Origin of the sequence: Mycolicibacterium tokaiense (genome assembly GCF_010725885.1) — a bacterium.
GTDB classification, from domain to species: Bacteria; Actinomycetota; Actinomycetes; order Mycobacteriales; family Mycobacteriaceae; genus Mycobacterium; species Mycobacterium tokaiense.
This window is the reverse complement of the sequence record NZ_AP022600.1, coordinates 2,260,084-2,281,158: the sequence shown is the minus strand read 5'-3', so window position 1 is coordinate 2,281,158 and position 21,075 is coordinate 2,260,084. Positions and strand designations below refer to the sequence as shown.

Here is a 21,075-nt window from a genome sequence, read left to right as displayed (position 1 = left end):
CCTACCGGGGCAGTCCCAGCAGCCGCTCGCCGGCCAGGGTCAGCAGGATCTGCTCGGTGCCACCGGCGATGGTCAGGCACCGGGTGTTCAGGAAGTACCGGACCTCGGGGTTGTCCACCAGCCCTGCCCCCGGCGACAGCTCCATCACCTTTTCGGCCAGCGCCTGCCGGTAGCGCACCCCGACAAGCTTGCGGATGCTGGACTGGGCTCCGGGATCCTTACCGCCGACCGCCAGCTCGGCGATGCGTTGATCCAGCAGTGACCCGATCTGCGCGGCGACGATCAACCGGCCCAGCGAATCCTGTTCTGCGACATCCAGTTCGAGCTCGCCGACGGCACCGATCAGGTCCTCCATGCCCTTGTCGAGCTTGCCCCCGCCGCCCATGGCCACCCGCTCGTTGGCCAGCGTGGTGCGCGCCAGCGGCCAGCCGCCGTCCACCGGGCCCACCACCAGCTCGTCGGGCACGAAGACCTCGTCGAGGAAGACCTCGTTGAACAGGGCCTCACCGGTGATCTCCCGCAGCGGCCGGATCAACAGGCCGGGGGCACTCATGTCCACGATGAAGTAGGTGATGCCCTTGTGCTTGGGGGCATCCGGGTTGGTGCGCGCCAGGCACACCCCCCAGTTCGCCTTCTGGGCGTTCGACGTCCACACCTTCTGGCCCGTCAGCAACCAACCGCCCTCGCGCCGTTCAGCTTTGGTGCGCAACGCGGCCAGGTCGGAACCCGCGCCCGGCTCGGAGAACAGCTGGCACCAATAGATCTCCCCGGAGAGTGTCCCCGGGATGAACCGGGCGACCTGCTCTTCGGTCCCGTGTTCGAGGATGGTGGGTGCCGCCCACCAGCCGATGGAGATGTCGGGGCGGTCCACCCCGGCGGCGGCCAGTTCCTCGTCGATCAGCAGCTGCACGGCCGGGGAGGCTTCGCGGCCGAACGGAACCGGCCAGTGCGGCGCGTACAACCCGGCCTCGGCCAGTGCGCCGTGGCGCGCTTCGGTGGGCAGCGCGGCGATCTCGGCGATCTCGGCGGCCAGCCCGGCGCGCTGGTCCTCGACCTCGGACAGGTCGATGCCCAGGCGGCGACGCAGACCTCCGGTGGTCAGCTCCGCCACCCGCCGCGACCAGACCGCCCGGCCGCCCAGCAGCTGATTGATGGCGTAGGCGCGGCGGAAGTAGAGGTGCGCGTCGTGCTCCCAGGTGAACCCGATGCCGCCGAGCACCTGGATGCAGTCCTTGGCATTGTCGACAGCGGCCTCGATACAGGTGGCCGCGGCCACCGCGGCGGCCACGGCCAGCTGGTCGTCGTCGGATTCCGATGCCGCACGCGCCGCGTCGGACGCGGTGACGGCGGCCTGCTCCGAGCGCAGCAACATCTCGGCACACATGTGTTTCACGGCCTGGAAGCTGCCGATCGGCTTGCCGAACTGCTCGCGCACCTTGGCGTACTCCGATGCGGTGGTCAGCGCGTACCGCGCGATGCCGGCCGCCTCGGCGGCGAACACCGTCGCGGCCAGGTCACGTAGCCGCTGCGCCGGGATGTCCAGTTCGACGGCGGGAACCGACGTCAGGGTGACCCGGCCCAACTGGCGGGAGAAGTCGGTCGGGTCGTGCAGTTCGATCTCGACCCCGGCGGCATTGGAGTCGATCTGCAACCACTGCCCGCCCGCGGGCAGCAGCAGCAGCGCCCCGGGATCGGCGCCCAGGACGTACTCGGCGGTGCCGGACACCACCGAGCCGTCGAAAGTCAGGTCCGCAGCCAGTGCCAGGCCCGCCGCGCGCTCACCGGAGGCCAGCGCCTGCAGATTGGCGTCGTGCACCACCAGGCCGGCCACCGCGGTGGGGGCCACCGGTCCCGGGATCAGCGCTGCCGCCGCTTCGTCGACCATGGCGCACAGGTCGGCGACACTGCCGCCGGCGCCGCCGAGGTCCTCGGGGACGGCGACACCGAACAGCCCCAGCTCGGTCAGCGCGCCGAACACCGGCCGCCAGGCCTCGGATTTGCCCTCCTCGACGTCGCGGATGGCGGCAATGGCACCGGAACCGGAGGCCCAGGACCGCACCAGTTCACGCGCAGCTAATTGTTCTGCGGCGGTAGCGCCAGCAACTCCAGACACCGCACACTCCTCGGTTTTCACGGCAGTTGGCCGGTGCGGCCCACTAGAACGTGTTCTAATAGTGCCAGTGGCCGACCGTCAAGTCGACCACCGTTACACCAGTACACAGACGACTCTCACGGATGTCTCGGGGGCGCGGAGGTGGGAATTTCAGGTCTGCGGTGCGTATCGTCTCCATCGATACGTGAGAAGAAGGAGCTGTCGGCCGCATGTCTCAGGCCTCCACGCCAACGCAAACCTCCGCGGCACAGCCGCGGGAGGTCATGACCGTGGCCGTCCTCGCCGAGTCCGAACTCGGGTCCGAAGCGCAGCGCGAACGCCGTAAACGCATTCTCGACGCCACCATGGCGATCGCCTCGAAGGGCGGCTACGAAGCCGTGCAGATGCGGGCCGTGGCCGACCGCGCCGACGTCGCGGTGGGCACCCTGTACCGCTACTTCCCGTCCAAGGTCCACCTGCTGGTGTCCGCGCTGGGCCGGGAGTTCGAGCGCATCGACGCCCGCACCGATCGCAGCCCGATGGCCGGCGAGAGCCCCTACGAGCGGCTCAACTTCATGGTCAGCAAGCTCAACCGGGCCATGCAGCGCAACCCGCTGCTGACCGAGGCCATGACCCGCGCCTACGTGTTCGCCGACGCCTCCGCCGCCGGTGAAGTTGATCACGTGGAAAAGATCATCGACTCGATGTTCGCCCGCGCAATGGCCGACGGAGAACCCAGCGAAGACCAGTTCCACATCGCCCGGGTGATCTCCGACGTCTGGTTGTCCAACCTGCTGGCCTGGCTCACCCGGCGGGCCTCGGCCACGGACGTGAGCAAACGCCTGGACTTGGCGGTGCGGCTGCTCATCGGCGACGGGGACCACCCTAAGATCTGACGGGTGGGCCTCCCCGATGACGTCACCGCCGCTCTGACCCGGGCCGCGCAGGCGCCGCGCATCCTGGTCGCGTGCGACTTCGACGGCACCCTGGCACCGATCGTGAACCACCCCGCCGACGCGCGCCCGCTGCCTGCGGCGGCCGACGCGCTGCGCCGCCTGGCCGCGGCGCCGGACACCGCGGCGGCACTGATCTCCGGCCGCGCGTTGGCTGATCTGGGCACGTTGTCCGGCCTGTCCGAGGTAGTGCACCTGGTCGGCAGCCACGGTGCGGAATTCGAATCGGGTTTCGGCCACGACATCGACACCGCCCTGCTGCAGACCATCACCGACACGCTGAACGCCATCGCCGCGCAGCACCCGGGTGTGACCGTGGAACCGAAGCCGGCCAGCGTCGCTCTGCACGTGCGCAACGCCGCCCCCGCCGACGCCGAGGCCGCCCTGGCCGCGGCACACGCTGCGGGCGAATCCTGGACAGCCCAGCAGACCGCGGGCAAGGCAGTCCTGGAGTTCGCGGTCATCATCACCGACAAGGGTGAGGCGATCGACATCCTGCGTCAGCGCGAGGCTGCCGACGTGGTGGTGTTCTTCGGCGACGACGTCACCGACGAGAAGGCCTTCCGGCGTCTGCGCGACGGTGATGTCGGTATCAAAGTCGGGCCGGGTGACACCGCCGCCGGCCACCGCATCGACTCCCCCGAGGACGTCGCCGCCTGCCTGGAGTTCCTGGCCGCGGCCCGCCGTTAGCCGGGCGGTCCCGCGGTACGGCCGCGGATCAGCTCACACGGCAGCACGTCGACCACCGGCAGTCCGTCACGCGGCGGGCTGTGCAGCAGAGCGCCTGCGCGCCTGCCCTTTTCATGACTGGGCTGCGACACGGTGGCCAGCCCCCGCTTGAGTGCCTCGGGGATCCCGTCGAAGCCCGTCACGGTCATCTGCCCCGGCACGTAGATGCCCCGCGCACGCAGGAAGTCCATGGCCGACAACGCCAGCACGTCGGCGGTGCACATCAGCGCGGTGATCCGCGGATTGGCCTGCAACGCCACCTCGGCCGCGCGGCCGCCGGAGGCCGGCCCGTGCTCGAAGCTCTCCACGATCGTCAGGCCCGCCGGGTCCAGGCCGGCGGCCGCCATCGCGTCCTGCACGCCGCCGATGCGCTCACACTGGACGTGAAAACGGTTGTCGCTCAACCGCTCCGGGATCACCAGTGCGGCCGAGTCCGCGGGCGTGGTGGGCTCACGGCCCAGCCGCATGGTCAGCAGTCCCACCTCGCGGTGGCCGAGTTCGAAGACATACTCGGCCATCTCACGCATTGCGGTTCTGTCGTCGATGCACACCAGGGACGTGCCGGGGACATCGCGCGGCTGGTCGACCAGCACCACCGGCAGCCGGCGGTCCAGCACCGTCTGCAGATAGGGGTCGTCATCGGAGGCGGAATAGACCACGAAGCCGTCCACCCCGGCCGAGAGCACGGAACCGGCGCCGTCGGCCAGGCTGCGGCCCGGCCCGACCGCCACCAGCAGCAGTCCCTGGCCGGCCTCTTCGCAGGATTCGGCGAGACCGGCGACGAAGTTCAGCGCTGCGGGATCACGGAAGGAATAGGTCAGCGGTTCGGTGACCACCAGACCCACCGCACCGGCCTTGCGGGTGCGAAGCGACCGCGCCACTGGGTCCGGACCGGCGTAGCCCAACCGCTTCGCGGTGGCGAAGATCCGCTCACGCAGGTCGGCCGACAGCTGGTCGGGGCGGTTGTAGGCGTTGGAGATGGTGGTGCGCGAGACCTTGAGTTCTGCGGCCAGCGAAGCCAGGGTGGCCCGCCTGCGCGGGACCGGACTTCTGGACATGCTCTGTGAGGTTAGTTCATGTGACCCGAGGGCTTGACCCTCGGCACCGTGCCGGCGCGCTGCACCACCGACCACACCACCAGCCACACCGTGCACACGATGGCCACGACGACAAAGCTGGGCGGCAGATCGAAGATCGACGACAGCACCAGGCCGGCCCATACCGCCAGCAGGCACAACACGGTCGAGACCAGCATTGCGACCACCGGCCGCGCGGTCAGCATGATCGCGGTGGCTGCCGGGGTGACCACCAGCGCGAACAGCAGCAGCGTGCCGACGGCCTGCACGGCCATGGTGATGGCCAGACCCAGCAGCGCCATGAAGACCATCGACAGCGCGCGCACCGGCACGCCCTTGGCCTCGGCCACCTCGGCGTTGACCGAGGCGAACAGCAGCGGCCGGAAGATGGCGGCGATGGTGACGGCCAGCACCGCCACCAGGATCGCGAAGACGATGAGCTGTTCGTGGGTGACCGCGAGCAGGTTGCCGAACAACACGTTGGTGACGGTGCTGCTGCTCTTGGTGGCCAGCGAGCTGAAGAACAGGCCCAGGCCGGTGGCAGCGGCCAACACGGTGCCGGTAGCGATCTCACGCTCGTCGGCCTTCTTGCCCAGCGCTCCGATCACCAGCGCCCCGCCGATGCAGAACACCCCGAGGCCCACCGTCACCGGCACCCCGAGCAGGACCGCGCCGGTGGCGCCGGGAAACCCGATGTGCGCCAAGGCGTGCGCGGCGAACGCGGTGTTGCGTACGACGATGAAATAGCCGATCAGGCCGGCCGCCAGCGCCACCAGGGTGCCGCCGATCAGCGCGTTGCGCATGAAGGCCGAGGTGAGGATGTCCCACCAGTTCTCCTGGTAGCCCAGGGCGATCACCTGGGTGCCCACTAGACGCTCCTCATGTACAGCTCGCCCTGCGGGGTGTGCACCACCTGAATCGAGGTCCCGTACAGGTGGCTGAGCAACTGCTCGTCGACCACCTGGTTCATCTTGTCGAAGTGCGCGTGGCCGTCGAGCAGATAGATGGCGCTGTCCAGCACCCCGAGCAGCGGGTTGAGATCGTGGGCCACCACCAGGATGGTGACACCGAATTCGTCCCGGATGCGGTCCAGCAGCCGCACGATCTCGCGCTGATTGCGCAGGTCGATGGCGGCCAGCGGCTCGTCGAGGATCAGCAGCTGCGGGCGGCTGACCAAGGCCTCGGCGATGGCCACCCGCTGGCGTTGGCCGCCGGACAGTTCCGAGAGCCTGCGCCCGGCGAAGTCGGCGGCTCCTACCGCGTCCAGGGTCTCGGCGACGCGGCGACGCTGGTCGGCCGACGGTGCGGCGAATCCCCACCGGTTGCCGATCAGACCCAGCATCACGGCGTCGGCGGCCCGGATCGCGTTACCCGCCGCGGCAGCGTAGTTCTGCGGCACGTAGCCGATCAGCTCGGTGGCCTGGCCGGGCGGGCGGCCCAGCACCCGCACCGTGCCCGAGGCCACCCGCAGCAGCCCGAGCACCACCTGCAGCAGGGTGGTCTTGCCCGAACCGTTGGAACCGATCACGGCGGTGATCCCGCCGGCGGGCACCTCGAAGGTGCCTTCGGACCAGATCAGGCGTCCCCCGCGAACCACGCTGACATCGTCGAACGACAGCGCCGGTTCAGGACTGGACACCAAGAGCCTCGGCCAGGGCTTCGAGTTGTTGCACCTGCCAAGCTTCGAACGAGTCGGTGCCCGGCGGCACGGTTTCGGTGACATCGACCACCGGGACGCCCGCGCTCTCTGCCGCGGCGCGGATCTGTTCGGGTACCGATCCCTCGGTCTGGGTGTTGTAGACCAGCACGTCGGCGCCTTTGGCGTCCAGCAGACTCAGGACGGCCTGGAGGTCGGCAGGCGACGGATCGGTCTCGTTGGCCGACGACGCCTGGTACCCGGGCGGTGTGACGTTGACCAGTCCGATTGCCCCCGCCATGTCATCGAAGACACTTTCGGTTGCCACATAACGCTTTCCGCCGACTTCGCCCTCGAGTTTGGCGACCAGGTCGGTGTAGGGCGCCATGTCGGTGGTGAACTGCTCGCGGCGGTCCTCGAAGTAGTCCGCGGCCTCAGGTGCTAGCTTGCCCAATTCGGCGGTCACCGAGTCGGCCAGGGTCATCACCGCGGTGGGGCTGTACCAGGCGTGCGGGTTGACGCCCTCCTCGCCGTGATCGTGGTCGTGGCCCTCACCGTGCTCGTCACCCTCGTGGGCGTGATCCTCACCGGATTCCGCCAGCGCGGCGATCACGGGCGCGTCGGGCGCTGAGGTGGCGGCCAGCTTGGTGGCCCACTCGTCGTAGTGCCCGCCGTTGATCACCACCAGTTGGGCGCCCTCGAAGGTGGCGGCATCCGAGGGGGACGGTTCGTAATCGTGCGGGTCCACCGACGACGACGCCAGCACGGTCTTGACGTCGGCGCAGGCGCCGCCGAGATCGGACACGATGTCGCCCCACTGGTCCACGCTGACCACCACGGACACCGGGCTGACCGGGCAGTCGCCCGGCGCTGCTGCGGGCGCCGAGGTGTCGGCGGGGCTGTCGCCGCCGCCCGAGCAGGCGGCCAGGACGAAGGGCGCAGCCAGCACGGCCGCGGCCAGCAGTCCTTTCACACAAGTCATGCGGTAACGATAACGGTTACCAATTCATTTAAGCCAGTCGGAGCTGCGGCTGACCGCCCCGTCACTAGCCTCGTGCTGTGAGCCAGCATGTCTTCACCGAACAAGAGCGCCACGCGGTGTACCGCGCCATCACCGAACGCCGCGACATGCGCCGCTTCGTTCCCGGGGCGTCGGTGCCCGACGACGTGCTGGCGCGGCTGTTGGGTGCAGCGCATGCGGCTCCGAGCGTCGGACTGATGCAGCCGTGGCGGTTCATCAGGATCACCGACCACCAGCTGCGCCGCGCGATTCACGGGCTGGTCGACGAGGAGCGTCAGTTGACCGCCGACGCCCTAGGTGAACGGTCCGACGAGTTCATGGCCTTGAAGGTCGAGGGCATTCTGGAGTGCGCCGAGTTGCTGGTAGTGGCGCTGTGCGACGACCGGCCGCGCCACGTGTTCGGCCGACGCACGTTGCCGCAGATGGACCTGGCCTCGGTGTCCTGCGCCATCGAGAACATGTGGCTGGCGGCGCGGGTGGAAGGCCTTGGACTGGGCTGGGTTTCGCTGTTCGACCCGCAGCGGCTGGCCGAGCTGCTGGGCATCCCCGATGGCGCCGAACCGGTGGCGGTGCTGTGCCTCGGTCCGGTGCCGGAGTTTCCCGAACGCCCAGCGCTGGAAATCGATCACTGGGCGTTCGGGCGGCCGCTCGATGAGTTCGTCACCGAGAACCGGTACTGACGTCGGTCAGTGCTCGTGGCCGACCGGGCCACTGAGTTCGTTCGGAGTGACCGGGAGTTGCGCGGTCTGCGTCACCTCGCCGGTTTCGACGTCGACGACGTGGATCTCACTGGAGGCAGGGTCGGTGACGTACACATCATGGCCGCGGACGAAGACGGTCGGCATCGGCTGCTGCCACTCATCCGGCTCGGTCCACGGCGTCACCACGTCGATGCTGCGCACCACGTCACCGGTGCCTGCGTCGAAGACGTGCAGCTTGCCGTCGGTGCCCAGGATCATCGGCTCGGCATGCGGCCCCATGGCCAGGGACCGGAAGGAGTAGCTGACCCCCTCGGGCAACGGAACAACCCGGAGCTGGTTGGTGGTGGTGTCGATCAGGGCGAACTGATCCGGCCGCTCCAGCTCCGCGTCGGGGTCCACCTTGTAGTCGCCGAGTGCGATCGGCGATTCAGCGGACCCGCGCAGGTTTCCGCTACGCGCGTACGCGTCCGGAGCGGTGATCTTGGTGAATTCCCCTGCCTTGAAGACCAAAGGCCCGTTCTCACAACCCAACACGACGGTCTCGTCAGCCACCACCGTCTCCCCGTGCAGTCCCGGGCAGTCACTGCTGCTGGCGACCTGCTGACCGTTGGCATCCAACGCGACGGCTCCGGTTCGCCCCTCTTCGGTGCCCTCACTGAGCACCCGGGTGCCGTCTTCGAGGACCACCGCCACACCGTGGTGGGGGCTCGGCGTCGTGAACTTCTCGGTGGCCGGCTCTGCCTCGGACAGATCATGCGGATCGATCAGCGTCACCTCGCCGGTACCGTCGGCGAACAATGCGGTGGTCTCACCGTGGGGCACCACGTGACCGGGTTCCTGCGCCGGGAAAACCACGTCAGTCAGCTGGGCGCGAGTGGCGTCCAGGACCTGGAAGCCCTCGCTGGTGGACACCATGACATGCCCCTCGTCACCTGCGGGATTGATCCGGAGGAACCCGTCCATGGGAATCTGGTTCTTGACCTCCAGAGTCTCGCCGTCCAGTACGGCAAGTCCGCCGTCGTAGGTCACCACCACCGGCTCGTTGACGGCCAACTCGGCCGGCGCCTCGGAGGCCGCACCGTCGGCGGCGGGGGACTCCGATGCCTGCTCGGCGCCGCCTCCCCCACTGCAGCCGGCCAGCACGAGTGCGGTCAGCACCGCGCTCGAGGTGAGCGCGAGCTGTTTCGCTGTTGCCATGTATCGCTCCTATCTAGTTGTGGTCGAGCCTGTTTCAGTTCGCCGAGAGTCCTTCGACGATGGTCTTCGTATTGGCGGTCATCATGTCGATGTACGTCCCGGCCTCGGTGCCCGGTTCGTCCAGCGACTCGCTGTACAGCGACACCACGAACACGTCGATGCCAGACTGCGAGGCCAGGGCGCGGGCCAGCCGGTCCGGCTGACTGGTGTCGACGAAGATGGTTCTCACACCGGCGTCCCGGATGGCACCGGACAGTGACTCGAGATCAGACGGCGCCGGCGAGGCCAGCGTGGTGCCGCTGGGAACCACGGCGCCGACGACCGTGAAGCCGTACCTCTGAGCGAGGTAGCCGAGCACGTGGTGATTGGTCACCAACCGACGACGTTCTGGCGCAACTGCGGCGAACTGTTCCTCCATGTCCGCCGAGAGCTCCTGCAGTCGAGCCCGATACGCGTCGGCATTCGTGCTTATCTGCTCGGTGTCGGCGTCCGGCAACTCCTCGATCAGCGCAGTCTCGATGGCATCGACTGCGGCGATCATGCGGTCCGGGTCTGTCCAGAAGTGCGGGTCGGGCGCGCCGGCGGTGTCTCCGTCGGCGAAGCTGATGGCGCTCACGTGATCACCCACGGCCAGCGTGGGTACGCCACGGCCGGCAGCGGCATCGACGTGTCGCTGCACTCCCTCTTCGAGCCCGAGGCCGTTGTAGACGATCAGGTCGGCCTGCGACGTGGCGTCGGCCTCCTGGGCCGACAACTCGAAAGAGTGCGGGTCGGCGTTGCGCTTCATCAGCACCGTGACGTCGGCGGTGTCACCGACGATGTTCTCCACCACATCGCCGAGAATGTTGGTGGTGACGACGATGTGCGCCGCACCGTCATCCTGCCCGCCCGAGGCGCCACAGCCGGTCAGTGCAAGGGAGAGCGCGAGCGCCGCTATGGGCATGCGGTTCACCGGCCGGTCTCCACCATCAGATCGGGCGTCACCGTTGTGGTCAGCGTGCGGGCCAGCCGCAATCCGTCGCGGTAGTCGATCTCGTAGATTGCCTGCGCTGCAGCGTTGTTGACGTAGGCACGCTCCCTGTCCACCTCGATCACCGGCATGGGCCCATCGATGGACACACCACCGGCGAACAAGGGCAGCTCGGCGACCTGATTACCGTCCGCCAGGGTGACGGTCCTCAGCATGCCGTCGCGGGTCAGCACCAGCGCGTGCCCATCGCCGACAGAATTGGCCGCGACCGCATCAGGCACCTCGACAGAGCTCCACATCGCTCGCGAACTGTCGAGCGCCCACAGCTGCTCGCCCGACAGGCCGACGACCGTCCCCTCGCTGCCGAGGTTCGTCAGCAGGGGCAGTGCGGGTGTCTGGCCGGCCGGGAACGGGATCAGTGCGGCTTGCGGAAGATCCTCATCACCACTGACCCGGACCGCCCCGTCGCGGCATGCCAGCACCACGGCGGTGCGGGTGGTCGCCACGCCACCGGCCTGCTCGCAGCGGACCGGCAACGGAGCTGCGGTGCCATCGTCATCGACTGCGAGAAGCTCTCCGGTTTCGGTCGCGACCACCAGCACGCCCTGGTAGGGCACCGCCACTCGGGCGCCCTCGACCGGGGGGCCGTCCATCGAGCGGATCTCCCCGTCCTCCAACCATTCCCGGTCCCAGAGCACCACGTTGCCGTCGGCCGAACGCAGCGCAACGCGGTCGGTGTCGGCCGCCACGGCGACCGCACCGACGTTGCTGTCACCGAGAGCAGCCGGCGGCTTGGCGTAGTAGTGACTGTGGTCGCCATGGTCGAAGGTCCATGCCCCGGAGTCCACCACTGCCACCCCGCTGCGGCCGAGCAGGTAACCGAAGCGGCCGTCGCCGACGAGGTTCTCCATCGGGCCGAATTCACCCAGCGGCGCGCCGGTCTCCTCGAGTGCGTCGAGCACCTCGGCGGCGCCGGTGCCGGAATCGACGACGATCAACCGGGTGGGCGCGCCATCCAGCTCGACGGTGCCTGCCGAGTCCAGATTGTGCTCGGCGCCTTCCGGCGCGGGGGCCGGTGATTGTTCAGGGCTGCTACAGCCGACCAGTCCGACCACGGCGACGATGGCAGTTGCGGCAGCGGCCGAGCTCTTGCGCACCCGAGGGGCCAGCGCTGTGGCCGCCAGGGAGACGAAGAACAACGCCACGGCGGTGATCGCGATCGTGGCACCTCCGGCGGTGGCCGCGTGCCAAGAGATGACCAGTCCGACGATCACCGAGATCGCACCGATCACGGCCGCTCCCAACATGATCTGCGGGACGCTGCGGGCCCACAGGATCGCTGCGGCCGGCGGGGCCACCAGCAGACCCAGCATCAACAGCGTGCCCACCACTTGAAAGGACGCCACGATGGCCAATGCCATGAGGACGGTGAGAGTGGCCAGTGCGACAGTGGGGCGCAGGCCCAGCGTTGCCGCTTTGCGGCTGTCGAAGGTGGCAGCGATGAACGCACGTCGGCCCAGGAAGGCAGTCATGGCGATCACCACCAGCGCCACCGCCAACCCGATGATGTCGGAGTTCGTGGCGGCGAGGACATCACCGAACAGCAGCGCGGTCAGGTCCGTGGCGAAGCTCCGGGAGTGCGATACGACGATGACGCCCAACGCCAGCATGCCGACCAGCAGCAGACCGATGGTGGTATCGGGAGACAGCCGAGTCGACGTTCCGAGTGCCGATACCCCGTAGGCCATCGCCAGCGCCGCCATCAGAGCGCCGACGACGATGTTGCCTCCCAGCAGCGACGCCAGCGCCACACCAGGCAGCACCCCATGCGACATGGCATCTCCCAGGAAAGCCGATCCGCGCAGCACCACCCAGGTGCCGACAATGGCGCAAATGGCCGTGGCGATGAGGCCGGCGACGAGCGCTTGTCGGACCAGCGCAGAACTGAACGGTTCTGTGAGCAAGCCAAGCATTGGCTAGACTTTAGATAGTAATGACAATCGTTTCCAATAAGTAAGCGTGCATGAATACAACTCCCATTTCGTTCGAATCAGTGTCGTTCGGTTACGGCGCCGCCCCCGTGCTTTCCGATTTCTCGCTCGATATCGTCGCGGGTAGCGCCACAACTTTGTTGGGACACAACGGTTCTGGAAAGTCGACCGTGTTGGGCCTGCTGGCGGGGGTACTTCGCCCGCAGGCCGGGCGAGTGCACCGCAACGCGGACGTCGCGTTGGCTCCCCAGCACAGCAAGGTCAGCGACGTGTTCCCGATCACCGTGGCAGAGGCAGTCATGATGGGGCGTTGGGGCAAGCTGGGGCTGTTGCGGCGGCCGACCGCCGAAGACCGCCAGATTGTCGATCACTGGATCGCCACTCTCGACCTCGGCCACCTCCGTCGTCGCCGCATCGGTGAGCTGTCCGGTGGGCAACGCCAGCGCACGCTGGTGGCGCAGGCGTTCGCCCAGCAGGCCCCGATCGTGGCGCTCGACGAACCCACCACCGGCGTGGACGACGAGTCCAAGGCGAAGGTCCTGGAGGGAATCCGCGAGCTCATTGCGGCAGGAAGCACGGTGGTGGCCGCCACCCATGACCTCGACTTGGCCCAGGAGTGCGAATGCTGCATTCGCCTTGATCGCGGTGTGATCGTGCCGTCGGGCCTACCCTGACGGAGTGGAATCGGTTGATCTGAATGCAGACCTGGGCGAGGGCTTCGGGGTCTGGGACCTCGGTGAGGATGAGGCCATGCTGGCCCTGGTGACCAGCGCGAACGTCGCGTGCGGTTTCCATGCCGGCGATCCGGCGCGGCTGGCACGCACCTGCCGCTCGGCCGCCGGCCGGGGGGTACGCATCGGCGCGCAGGTCAGCTATCGCGATCTGGCCGGCTTCGGCCGACGGTTCATCGACGTCGAGGCCGACGACCTGCGCGCCGAGGTGGTGTACCAGATCGGAGCGCTCGACGCGCTGGCACGCGCCGCCGGGTCATCGGTGAGTTACGTCAAACCACATGGTGCACTGTACAACTCAATCGTCAGCCACCGCGAGCAGGCACGCGCCGTGGCCGAAGCGGTGGCATCACTGGATACCACTCTGGCCGTCCTGGGACTACCCGGCTCGGCCTTTCTGGAGGAGGCGCGGCGCCTGGGTCTGCGCACCGTGCCCGAGGCCTTCGCCGACCGTGCCTATACCCCGGACGGCCGGCTGGTGTCCCGTCGTGAGCCCGGTGCCGTGCTGCACGACGCGGCCGAGATCGCCGACCGTGTTCTCGCCCTGATTGAAACGGGCACAATCACCGCCATCGACGGAACCACCACCACCGTGAACGCCGAATCGGTGTGCGTGCACGGGGATTCGCCCGGCGCGGTGCAGATCACCAACGCCGTCCGGGAGCGGCTGACCGCCGCGGGTGTGCAGATCACCCCGTTCGTGTGACCGGCGCCGCCAGCTCGTGGCGGATCAACCGGGAACTGTTGGCCACCACTGCCACCGATGATGCGTTGTGCAGGATTGCGGCCATCACCGGCGACAGACCCCCGCCGGCGCCGAGCAACAAGCCGAAGGCGTTGACCGCGATCGACATCGCGTAGTTCTGCCGGATCACCTCGACCGCGTGCCCGCCCAAGGCCCGCACGTCGAGCAAGCGGCGTAGATCGTCGCCGGCCAGCGCCACATCGGCGGTCTCCACCGCGACGTCGGTTCCGCCCATACCCATGGCAATGCCGATGTCGGCCGCCGCCAGCGCGGGTGCGTCGTTGATGCCGTCGCCGACCATGGCCACGACGTAACCCTCGTCGTGCAGCATCCGGACCGCGTCCAGTTTGTCCTCGGGCAGCACCTCGGCACGCCACTCGGTGATACCGAGTTCTGCGGCCACTGCGCGGGCGGTCTCGGCGTGGTCACCGGTCAGCATGACAATGCGCTCGACTCCCTTGGCCCGCAACGCCTCCAGCACCGGCCTGGCTTCTGTTCGCACCTCGTCACGCAGACTGATCAGTCCGACCAGCACACCGTCCACGGCCAACAACAGCGGCGTTTCCGCCTCGCCGCGCAAACGGTGCACCCAGTTTTGCGCGTCCATGGAGACGTCGATGTTCTCCCGGGCCAACAGCGCCGGACTGCCCAGCAGCAGCACCCGGCCGTCAGCCTGGATACGCATTCCCAGACCCACCAGCACCTCGCACTCCTCGTGCGGCGGAATGGCGATGTGTCGTTCCTCGGTGGACCTGATGACTGCCTGAGCCAGCGGGTGACGGGAATGGATCTCCGAGCTCGCGGCGTAGGCCAGCACCTGCTCGGGCAGCCAATCATCGTGGAAGCTCACGGTGTTGGTGACCACCGGTCGGCCATTGGTCAGGGTGCCGGTCTTGTCGAAGACAACGGCGTCCACCCGGCCGGCCTCTTCGAGGTGCGCGCCGCCCTTGATCAGGATGCCGCGCCGGGCGCCGTTGCCGATGGCCGCGCTGATCGCGGTCGGCGTCGACAACCCCACCGCGCAGGGGCAGGCCACCAACAGCATCGTCATGGCCCGGCGAACATCCCCGGTCAGCAGCAGGGTGATCCCGGACACCACAAAGGACGCCGGCACGAACCGCCTCGAGAAGTTTTCTCCCACAGTCTGAATCGGCGCGCGATGCTGCTGCGCCTCCTCGACCCGGCTGACGATCCTGCCGATGGTGGTGTCGCGTCCCACCGCGACCGCCTCGATCACCAGCCGACCACGCATGAGCACCGAGCCGGCGTGCACCGTGTGTCCCGCGGTGAGCGTGACCGGCAGGTTCTCCCCGGTGATCGCCGACTGGTCCACCACGGCCTCGCCGTCGATGATGTGCCCGTCGACCGGAACCGCCACCTGTTCGTGCACCACCACGTGGTCACCGACGCGCAGCGCATCGATGGGTACCTGCACCTCGGCGCCGTCCGACAGCCGGGTCCACGCGGTGTCCTGGTTGCCCTGCAGCAGGTTGGCGATGGCGCGGCGGGTCCGGCGCAACGTCAGGTCCTGCAGGTATTCACCGATGTTGAGCAGCCACAGCACCGTCAACGCCACCACGTTCTCGCGCAGCACCAGGCTGGCGACCGTCGCGGCCGAGACCAACAGATCGGTACCCGCCGCTTTGCCCCCGCGCAGCGACCGCAGCGCCCCGCGCAGAAACGGATACCCGGTGACGATGGTGACACCGGCGGCGAACGTGCGGCTGGCCGGGCCCAGCAGCGGCGGACGGCGCAGGCCGTAGCGCCGGAAACCCAAGAGCGCCAACGCCGCACCGCCGAGTGCGATCCGCACCACGTCACCGTTACGGATGTCGGCCGAGCGCGGTGTGCGGGCCGGAACCAGGTTCCGGTCGACGGTCATCGCCGCACGCAAGGTGTCCAGCACCGCGACGGTGTCACATCGCGACGGTGAGTACCACACCACGACCGAACCGGTGCGTGGATAGGCATGCACGGTGCGTACCCCGGCCACCTCGTCGACGGCGTCCTCGACGGCGACCGCGCGCAGCGAATCGCCCCGCAGCGCAGGCACCTGCACGCGCAGTCGGCCCGCTGCGTCGGACAGCAGTGTCAGGTCCGGCACAGGTCAGTGTTCGTGGTCGTGCTCGACGGCCACCGCGGGCGGGGCGACTTCCTCACCGATGCGCTCCTTGGCCTCGGCTACCACGTCCGCCACCTTCAAGCGCGCAGCCTCGGCGCCCTCTTCAACCTTGCGCGCGCCGCGCAGCGCCGCCGCGGTGGTGGTCACCGCCGCCTCATGCAGTGGCGCTGTGGCGACGGCCTTGCGGACCAGTTCGTAGGCCGCGACCCCGACGGCCCCGGTGACCACCGTGGATGCAGCTTTGCCGAGAAAACCGGACAAGACCATGGCACCTTCCTCAGGAAGTTGGCAACGATTACCAATAACCTACCTCCATGTCGACGCGCACGGGCAGCCGCTCCGGGAACCTGTCGATGACATTGCTGATCGGCGGACTGCTGGTGGCCGCGCTGACCGGCGGCGTGTTGCACGAGATCGTGCGCGAGCGGCCCCGCCTGGCCACCGCCGCGACCGTCTTCAGTGGGGTGTTTGTGCAGGCGCTGCCATTCCTGGCCTTCGGGGTGGTGATCAGCGGGCTGGTGGCCACGTTCGTCACCCCCGAGGTGGTCGCCCGCTGGCTGCCACGGCGCACGGCCCCCGCCGTGCTGGCGGCGGGCATCGGCGGTGCCGCTCTGCCTGGATGTGAATGCGCCTCGGTTCCGGTGGCCCGCCGTCTGTACGGCGACGACGGGCGGGGTGCGGCCGCGTTGACGTTCATGCTCTCCGCGCCGGCCATCAACCCGGTGGTGCTGGTGTCCACCGCGGTCGCGTTTCCCGGCCATCCGGCCATGGTGGTAGCCCGGTGCGCCGCGTCCCTACTGACCGCGGTGATCATGGGGCTGCTCTGGTCACGCTGGGGCCGTCCCGGGTGGATCACCCGTCGGCCACCCACCGTCAGCGCTCCCGGGTCAGCCCGCACCACGGTGTTCGTCGAGGCGGCCCGTCACGACTTCCTGCAGGCCGCGGCCTACCTGGTACTGGGAGCACTGGCCGCGGCGCTGCTGCATGTGCTGGTTCCCGCGTGGGTCTACGACCACCTGGCCGGGCAACTGCTGCTGGGCATCCTGACCATGGCGGTGCTGGCCGTGGTGCTGTCGCTGTGCTCGGAGGCCGACGCCTTCGTCGCCGCCAGCCTGTCCATGCTGCCGCTGGTGCCGCGCCTGGTGTTCCTGGTGGTGGGGCCCGCGGTCGACCTGAAGCTGTTCGCCATGCAGGCCGGGATGTTCGGACGGGCTTTCGCGGTGCGATTCGCACCCACGACGTTCCTGGTGGCCACCGCCGTGGCCACCGCGGTGGGCCTGGTGGTTGTCGGATGAACCGCGAGACCGAGAACGTACTGCTGCTCCTGGTCGGTGTCAGCGGCGTGCTGATCATCGGGTCCGGCACGTACACCCGCTACGTCAAACCTTCGATGCTGCCCTGGCTGCTCACCGGCTCGATGGTGGTCATCCTGCTGGCGGTGTTCGCGATCGTCGCCGACATCCGCCGCGGCGGGGCACCCCGGCACCAGCACGACCACCCGTCGCGGATGCTCTGGCTGCTGGCGGTACCGGTGGTGGTGCTGCTGTTCGTCAGCCCGCCTCCCATCGGCGCGCACGCCGTCGACACCACCGCCTCAGTCACCCCCGCCGCGGTCCGCCACCCGTTCCCGGCGCTGCCACCTGGCCCGGCGCCGGATGTCAGCGTCCCCGACGTGCTGATGCGGGTGGCGCAGGACAGCGCAGGCACGTTGGACGGGCGCCGGATATCCGTTTCCGGTTTTGTCCTCCACACCGGTGACGGCGTGGACCTCGGTCGAGTGGTGATCATCTGCTGCGCCGCCGATGCCCAGCTGGCCCGGCTTCGCCTCGTCGGCCCGGCCGCCGGCGCCGCCGCGAGCCACCCGGACGACACCTGGTTGCGGGTCGAAGGCGCGGTCCAGCCCGGCCCGGTACTGCAGATCGACTCCGTCGAGCAGATCGAGACGCCACCGAATCCGTACGCGTCCTGACGGCCTATACAGTCTGTCCGGTGCGACTTCGACTCGGCCGGCCCGAGATCACGGGACATGCCGCGATGTTCGACATACCTACCGCATCCGCGCGGGCACCGCTGTCGGTGACCTGGCTGGGCGTCTCGACGCTGCTGGTGGACGACGGCACCTCGGCCATCCTGACCGACGGTTTTTTCTCCCGGCCCAGCCTGGCCCGGGTGGGGCTGGGCCGGATCGCGCCGTCGACTCCCCGCATCGAGGGCTGTCTGACTCGCGCCGGTATCCGCCGCCTCGACGCGGTATTGCCGGTGCACACTCACTTCGACCATGCACTCGACAGCGCCGCGGTGGCCCAGCGCACCGGAGCCGAACTGGTCGGCGGCGAATCCACCGCCAACATCGGCCGCGGGTACGGCCTGCCCGAAGACCGCATCCGCATCGTCTCCTCGGGCGTCGCGGTGGAGCTGGGCAGTTTTGCGGTGACCCCGATCGCGTCGCAGCACTGTCCCCCGGACCGGTTTCCCGGTGTCATCACCGCGCCGCTGCGCGCCCCGGCACGGGCATCGGCCTACCGATGCGGCGAAGCCTGGTCTCTGGTGGTGACGCATCAGCCCACCGGGCGCCGCCTGCTGATCCAGGGCAGCGCCGGCTTCGCGCCGGGAGCCTTGACCGGGCAGCGCGCCGAAGTGGCCTACCTCGGGGTGGGCCAGCTCGGCGTATTGCCCGAGAACTACCTGCGCGACTACTGGGAACACACCGTCCGGGCGGTGGGTGCGCGCACCGTCATCGGCATCCACTGGGATGATTTCTTCCGTCCGCTGTCGAAACCACTGCGGGCGTTGCCTTTTGCCGCCGACGACCTGGATCGCTCGATACGGGTGCTGCGGGCGCTGGCCGACACCGACGGAGTGAGCCTGCACCTGCCGACGGTCTGGCGCCGCGAGGACCCCTGGGCGTGACCGGCACCCTGCTGCTGTCGGCAGCGCTGCTGATCCTGGTGCTCGTGTTCGCGATCGCCCGGCCCCGCGGCTGGCCAGAGGCGGTGGCCGCGGTCCCTGCCGCGCTGCTGCTGATCCTGATCGGCGCCGTCTCGACCGAGGACGCGCTGGCCGAGACGGAGCGGCTGTTGCCGGTGGTCGCGTTCCTGGCCGCGGTGCTGGTGCTGGCGCAGCTCTGCGACGACGAAGGGCTCTTCGGCGCGTTCGGGGCGCTGATGGCCCGGGCCAGCGCCGGCGCGCCGACCCGCATGTTGGGGCAGGTCTTCCTGCTCGCCTCGGCCACCACCGCCGTGCTGTCGCTGGACGCCACGGTGGTGCTGCTGACCCCGGTGGTGCTGGCCACCGCGGCGACCCTGCGGGTACCGGCACGCCCGCATGCCTACGCCACCGCGCACCTGTCGAACACCGCGTCGCTGTTGCTGCCGGTGTCGAACCTGACCAACCTGCTGGCCTTCGCCGTGCTCGACCTGTCCTTCGTGCAGTTCACCCTGTTGATGGCCGCGCCCTGGGTGGTGGCCGTGGCTGCGGAGTACGTGCTGCTGCGGCTGGCGTTGCGCAAGGACCTGGCCCCGGTGCCGCAGACCGACCCGGTCAACAAACCCGAGCTGCCGGTGTTCGTCCTGGTGGTGCTGGGGCTGACGCTGGCCGGGTTCGCGGCCACCTCGTTCCTGGGGGTGGAGCCGGTGTGGGCGGCGCTGGCCGGTGTCCTGGTGCTGGGGGCCCGCAGTCTGGCCCAGAAGCGCAGCACCTTGACCGGGATCCTCCGGTCGGCCAATGTGCCGTTCCTGGCCTTCGTCCTGGCACTGGGCGTGGTGGTGCAGGCCGTGATGGCCGCCGGTCTGGAATCGGCCATGCAGCGGGTGTTGCCGTCGGGAACGGGGCTGGCGGCACTACTGGCGTATGCCGCGGTGGCGGCCGTGCTGGCCAACGTGGTCAACAACCTGCCCGCGGTGCTGGTGCTGCTGCCGCTGGTGATGCCGGCCGGGCCCGCAGCGGTGCTGGCTGTGCTGATCGGGGTCAACATCGGACCCAACCTGACTTACGTCGGTTCGCTGTCGAACCTGTTGTGGCGCCGGGTTCTGACCGACCGCGGCGCCCGCACCAACGCCGTCGAGTTCAGCCTGCTGGGACTGCTGACGGTGCCGGCATCGCTGGTGCTGGCCGTGCTGGCGCTCTGGGGTTCGGTCGCGGTGTTCGGAGTGGGTTAGGTGCGCCGCTGGTAGGCCGGCGGTAGCGGCATGCCTCGTTCGGCCATCACCTGACGCAACAGCGTCGGGTAGTCGGTGATCAGGCCGTCGACGCCCAGGTCGATCAGCGCGTTCATCGAGTCGGCGTCGTTGACCGTCCACGGCACCACCGTCAACCCCGCCGCGTGCGCCCGCTGGATCAGGGCGGCGTTTACCAGCTTGTAATTGGGTGAGGCGACGTCGGCACCCACCGCCAGCACACCCTCGATCGGGTCGGTGACCACCGCGGGATCCACCCCGTTCAGCCACGGCGACCCCGGCACCCAGGTGGTGTCGTCCCACAGGGCCACCAGCGGGATCGTGGGATCCGCGGCCCGGACCATCGGCAGCGTGCGCCAGTCGAAGCTCTGGATCTCGACGTACGGGGTCTTGTTCGCCGCCCGCACCGCAGCCAGGATCACCTCGACGAAACGCTGCGGCGGCGCCGACTTCTCCGGTGCATCCGCCTCCACCTTGGTCTCGATGTTGTAGCGGACCTGCGCCCCGTAGGAGTCCGCGAGCGCGAACACCTCGGGCAAGGTGGCAATCCGGTTGCCGTGCACCACTTCGGCATCGGGATACGCCGCCAGCAGCTTGCCGCAGTCCAAGGTGCGCAGCTGCGCGGTGGTCAGATCCACCACCAGCTTGCCGACGTACGGATAGGCGGGGTCACCGGGGAACGCCGGCGCGGTATCGGCGCACTTGTCGGCCTGGATCATCGGGTCGTGCCACACCATCGGCTGGTTGTCCGCGGAGACCACGATGTCGAGTTCCAGTGTGCTGACACCGAGTTCGAGTGATTTGGCGAATGCGCGCAGGGACTCCTCGGTGGTCTCCCCCCGACCGCCGCGGTGGGACTGCAGATCGAATTCCCCCGGATCCGCCGACGCCACCGGCGCCTGGGAGACCGCGAACATCAGAGCCGCCGCTGCGGCG

The 21,075-nt window shown here is 68.9% G+C and carries 20 protein-coding genes; 9 read left to right on the top strand and 11 right to left on the bottom strand.

Annotated elements, in window-relative coordinates:
• Position 1: 1 nt before the first annotated feature.
• Positions 2 to 2,113, bottom strand: coding sequence for an acyl-CoA dehydrogenase family protein (locus tag G6N58_RS10955; protein WP_115281584.1), 2,112 nt, complete (start codon positions 2,111 to 2,113; stop codon positions 2 to 4).
• A gap of 209 nt (positions 2,114 to 2,322) precedes the next feature.
• On the opposite strand from G6N58_RS10955, the gene kstR reads away from it, so the two are divergent.
• Together kstR and otsB are read left to right on the top strand one after the other, a co-directional pair.
• Positions 2,323 to 2,988 carry a cholesterol catabolism transcriptional regulator KstR gene (gene kstR / locus G6N58_RS10950; RefSeq protein ID WP_068914744.1) on the top strand — a complete coding sequence of 222 codons (666 nt, stop codon included), beginning with the start codon at positions 2,323 to 2,325 and terminating at the stop codon, positions 2,986 to 2,988.
• 3 nt (positions 2,989 to 2,991) lie between these two features.
• A complete protein-coding gene (otsB, locus tag G6N58_RS10945) occupies positions 2,992 to 3,735 on the top strand; it encodes a trehalose-phosphatase (RefSeq protein WP_115278692.1) in 744 nt (247 codons plus the stop codon).
• On the opposite strand, the gene G6N58_RS10940 is transcribed toward otsB, so the two are convergent.
• The 4 genes from G6N58_RS10940 to G6N58_RS10925 all read right to left on the bottom strand — a co-directional run bounded on the left by G6N58_RS10940 (position 3,732) and on the right by G6N58_RS10925 (position 7,468).
• On the bottom strand, positions 3,732 to 4,832 hold the full coding sequence (locus G6N58_RS10940) for an Rv3575c family transcriptional regulator (RefSeq protein ID WP_068914742.1): 1,101 nt from the start codon (positions 4,830 to 4,832) through the stop codon (positions 3,732 to 3,734). The two genes, otsB and G6N58_RS10940, sit on opposite strands and share 4 nt — an antisense overlap.
• An 11-nt stretch (positions 4,833 to 4,843) precedes the next feature.
• A complete protein-coding gene (locus G6N58_RS10935) occupies positions 4,844 to 5,653 on the bottom strand; it encodes a metal ABC transporter permease (RefSeq protein WP_115281585.1) in 810 nt (269 codons plus the stop codon).
• 65 nt (positions 5,654 to 5,718) lie between these two features.
• The gene (locus tag G6N58_RS10930; RefSeq protein WP_163908074.1) at positions 5,719 to 6,489 is read right to left on the bottom strand and encodes a metal ABC transporter ATP-binding protein; all 771 of its coding nucleotides are present in this window, start codon (positions 6,487 to 6,489) and stop codon (positions 5,719 to 5,721) included.
• Complete coding sequence (locus G6N58_RS10925) at positions 6,476 to 7,468, bottom strand: metal ABC transporter solute-binding protein, Zn/Mn family (RefSeq protein ID WP_115278694.1); 993 nt, start codon at positions 7,466 to 7,468, stop codon at positions 6,476 to 6,478. The genes G6N58_RS10930 and G6N58_RS10925 overlap by 14 nt, the downstream gene beginning before the upstream one ends.
• Before the next feature lie 77 nt (positions 7,469 to 7,545).
• On the opposite strand from G6N58_RS10925, the gene bluB reads away from it, so the two are divergent.
• Positions 7,546 to 8,187, top strand: coding sequence for a 5,6-dimethylbenzimidazole synthase (gene bluB / locus G6N58_RS10920; protein ID WP_115278695.1), 642 nt, complete (start codon positions 7,546 to 7,548; stop codon positions 8,185 to 8,187).
• A gap of 6 nt (positions 8,188 to 8,193) precedes the next feature.
• On the opposite strand, the gene aztD is transcribed toward bluB, so the two are convergent.
• Genes aztD through aztB form a run of 3 tightly spaced genes read right to left on the bottom strand, consistent with a single transcriptional unit; the run spans position 8,194 to position 12,348 of the window.
• Positions 8,194 to 9,405, bottom strand: a complete 1,212-nt coding sequence (gene aztD, locus G6N58_RS10915; RefSeq protein WP_115278696.1) for a zinc metallochaperone AztD — start codon at positions 9,403 to 9,405, stop codon at positions 8,194 to 8,196.
• A 34-nt stretch (positions 9,406 to 9,439) separates the two neighbouring features.
• A complete protein-coding gene (gene aztC, locus G6N58_RS10910; protein WP_115281586.1) occupies positions 9,440 to 10,348 on the bottom strand; it encodes a zinc ABC transporter substrate-binding protein AztC in 909 nt (302 codons plus the stop codon).
• A gap of 5 nt (positions 10,349 to 10,353) precedes the next feature.
• Entirely contained in the window at positions 10,354 to 12,348 is a 1,995-nt protein-coding gene (gene aztB / locus G6N58_RS10905; RefSeq protein ID WP_115278697.1) for a zinc ABC transporter permease AztB, read from the bottom strand.
• Positions 12,349 to 12,398: 50 nt separating this feature from the next.
• Between aztB and aztA the strand changes: the two genes are divergently transcribed.
• Positions 12,399 to 13,040, top strand: coding sequence for a zinc ABC transporter ATP-binding protein AztA (gene aztA, locus G6N58_RS10900; RefSeq protein ID WP_232067820.1), 642 nt, complete (start codon positions 12,399 to 12,401; stop codon positions 13,038 to 13,040).
• Positions 13,041 to 13,044: 4 nt separating this feature from the next.
• A complete protein-coding gene (locus G6N58_RS10895) occupies positions 13,045 to 13,803 on the top strand; it encodes a LamB/YcsF family protein (RefSeq protein ID WP_115278698.1) in 759 nt (252 codons plus the stop codon).
• On the opposite strand, the gene G6N58_RS10890 is transcribed toward G6N58_RS10895, so the two are convergent.
• The gene (locus tag G6N58_RS10890; RefSeq protein ID WP_115278699.1) at positions 13,787 to 15,946 is read right to left on the bottom strand and encodes a heavy metal translocating P-type ATPase; all 2,160 of its coding nucleotides are present in this window, start codon (positions 15,944 to 15,946) and stop codon (positions 13,787 to 13,789) included. The genes G6N58_RS10895 and G6N58_RS10890 overlap by 17 nt on opposite strands.
• A gap of 3 nt (positions 15,947 to 15,949) precedes the next feature.
• Positions 15,950 to 16,231 (bottom strand): DUF1490 family protein, encoded by a 282-nt coding sequence (locus G6N58_RS10885; protein WP_115278700.1) that lies wholly within the window; start codon positions 16,229 to 16,231, stop codon positions 15,950 to 15,952.
• A 47-nt stretch (positions 16,232 to 16,278) separates the two neighbouring features.
• Between G6N58_RS10885 and G6N58_RS10880 the strand changes: the two genes are divergently transcribed.
• The 4 genes from G6N58_RS10880 to G6N58_RS10865 are packed head-to-tail and all read left to right on the top strand — an operon-like array spanning position 16,279 to position 20,121.
• Positions 16,279 to 17,259 carry a permease gene (locus G6N58_RS10880; protein ID WP_232067819.1) on the top strand — a complete coding sequence of 327 codons (981 nt, stop codon included), beginning with the start codon at positions 16,279 to 16,281 and terminating at the stop codon, positions 17,257 to 17,259.
• Positions 17,256 to 17,933: a TIGR03943 family putative permease subunit gene (locus G6N58_RS10875; RefSeq protein ID WP_115278701.1), complete on the top strand. Its 678-nt coding sequence runs from the start codon at positions 17,256 to 17,258 to the stop codon at positions 17,931 to 17,933. The genes G6N58_RS10880 and G6N58_RS10875 overlap by 4 nt, the downstream gene beginning before the upstream one ends.
• Positions 17,934 to 17,953: 20 nt before the next feature.
• Positions 17,954 to 18,874 carry an MBL fold metallo-hydrolase gene (locus G6N58_RS10870; protein ID WP_115278702.1) on the top strand — a complete coding sequence of 307 codons (921 nt, stop codon included), beginning with the start codon at positions 17,954 to 17,956 and terminating at the stop codon, positions 18,872 to 18,874.
• Positions 18,875 to 18,882: 8 nt separating this feature from the next.
• Entirely contained in the window at positions 18,883 to 20,121 is a 1,239-nt protein-coding gene (locus G6N58_RS10865) for an SLC13 family permease (protein WP_115281588.1), read from the top strand.
• Here the strand turns inward: G6N58_RS10865 and G6N58_RS10860 are convergent.
• Positions 20,118 to 21,056: a glycerophosphodiester phosphodiesterase gene (locus G6N58_RS10860; protein WP_115281589.1), complete on the bottom strand. Its 939-nt coding sequence runs from the start codon at positions 21,054 to 21,056 to the stop codon at positions 20,118 to 20,120. The genes G6N58_RS10865 and G6N58_RS10860 overlap by 4 nt on opposite strands.
• Positions 21,057 to 21,075: the final 19 nt, after the last annotated feature.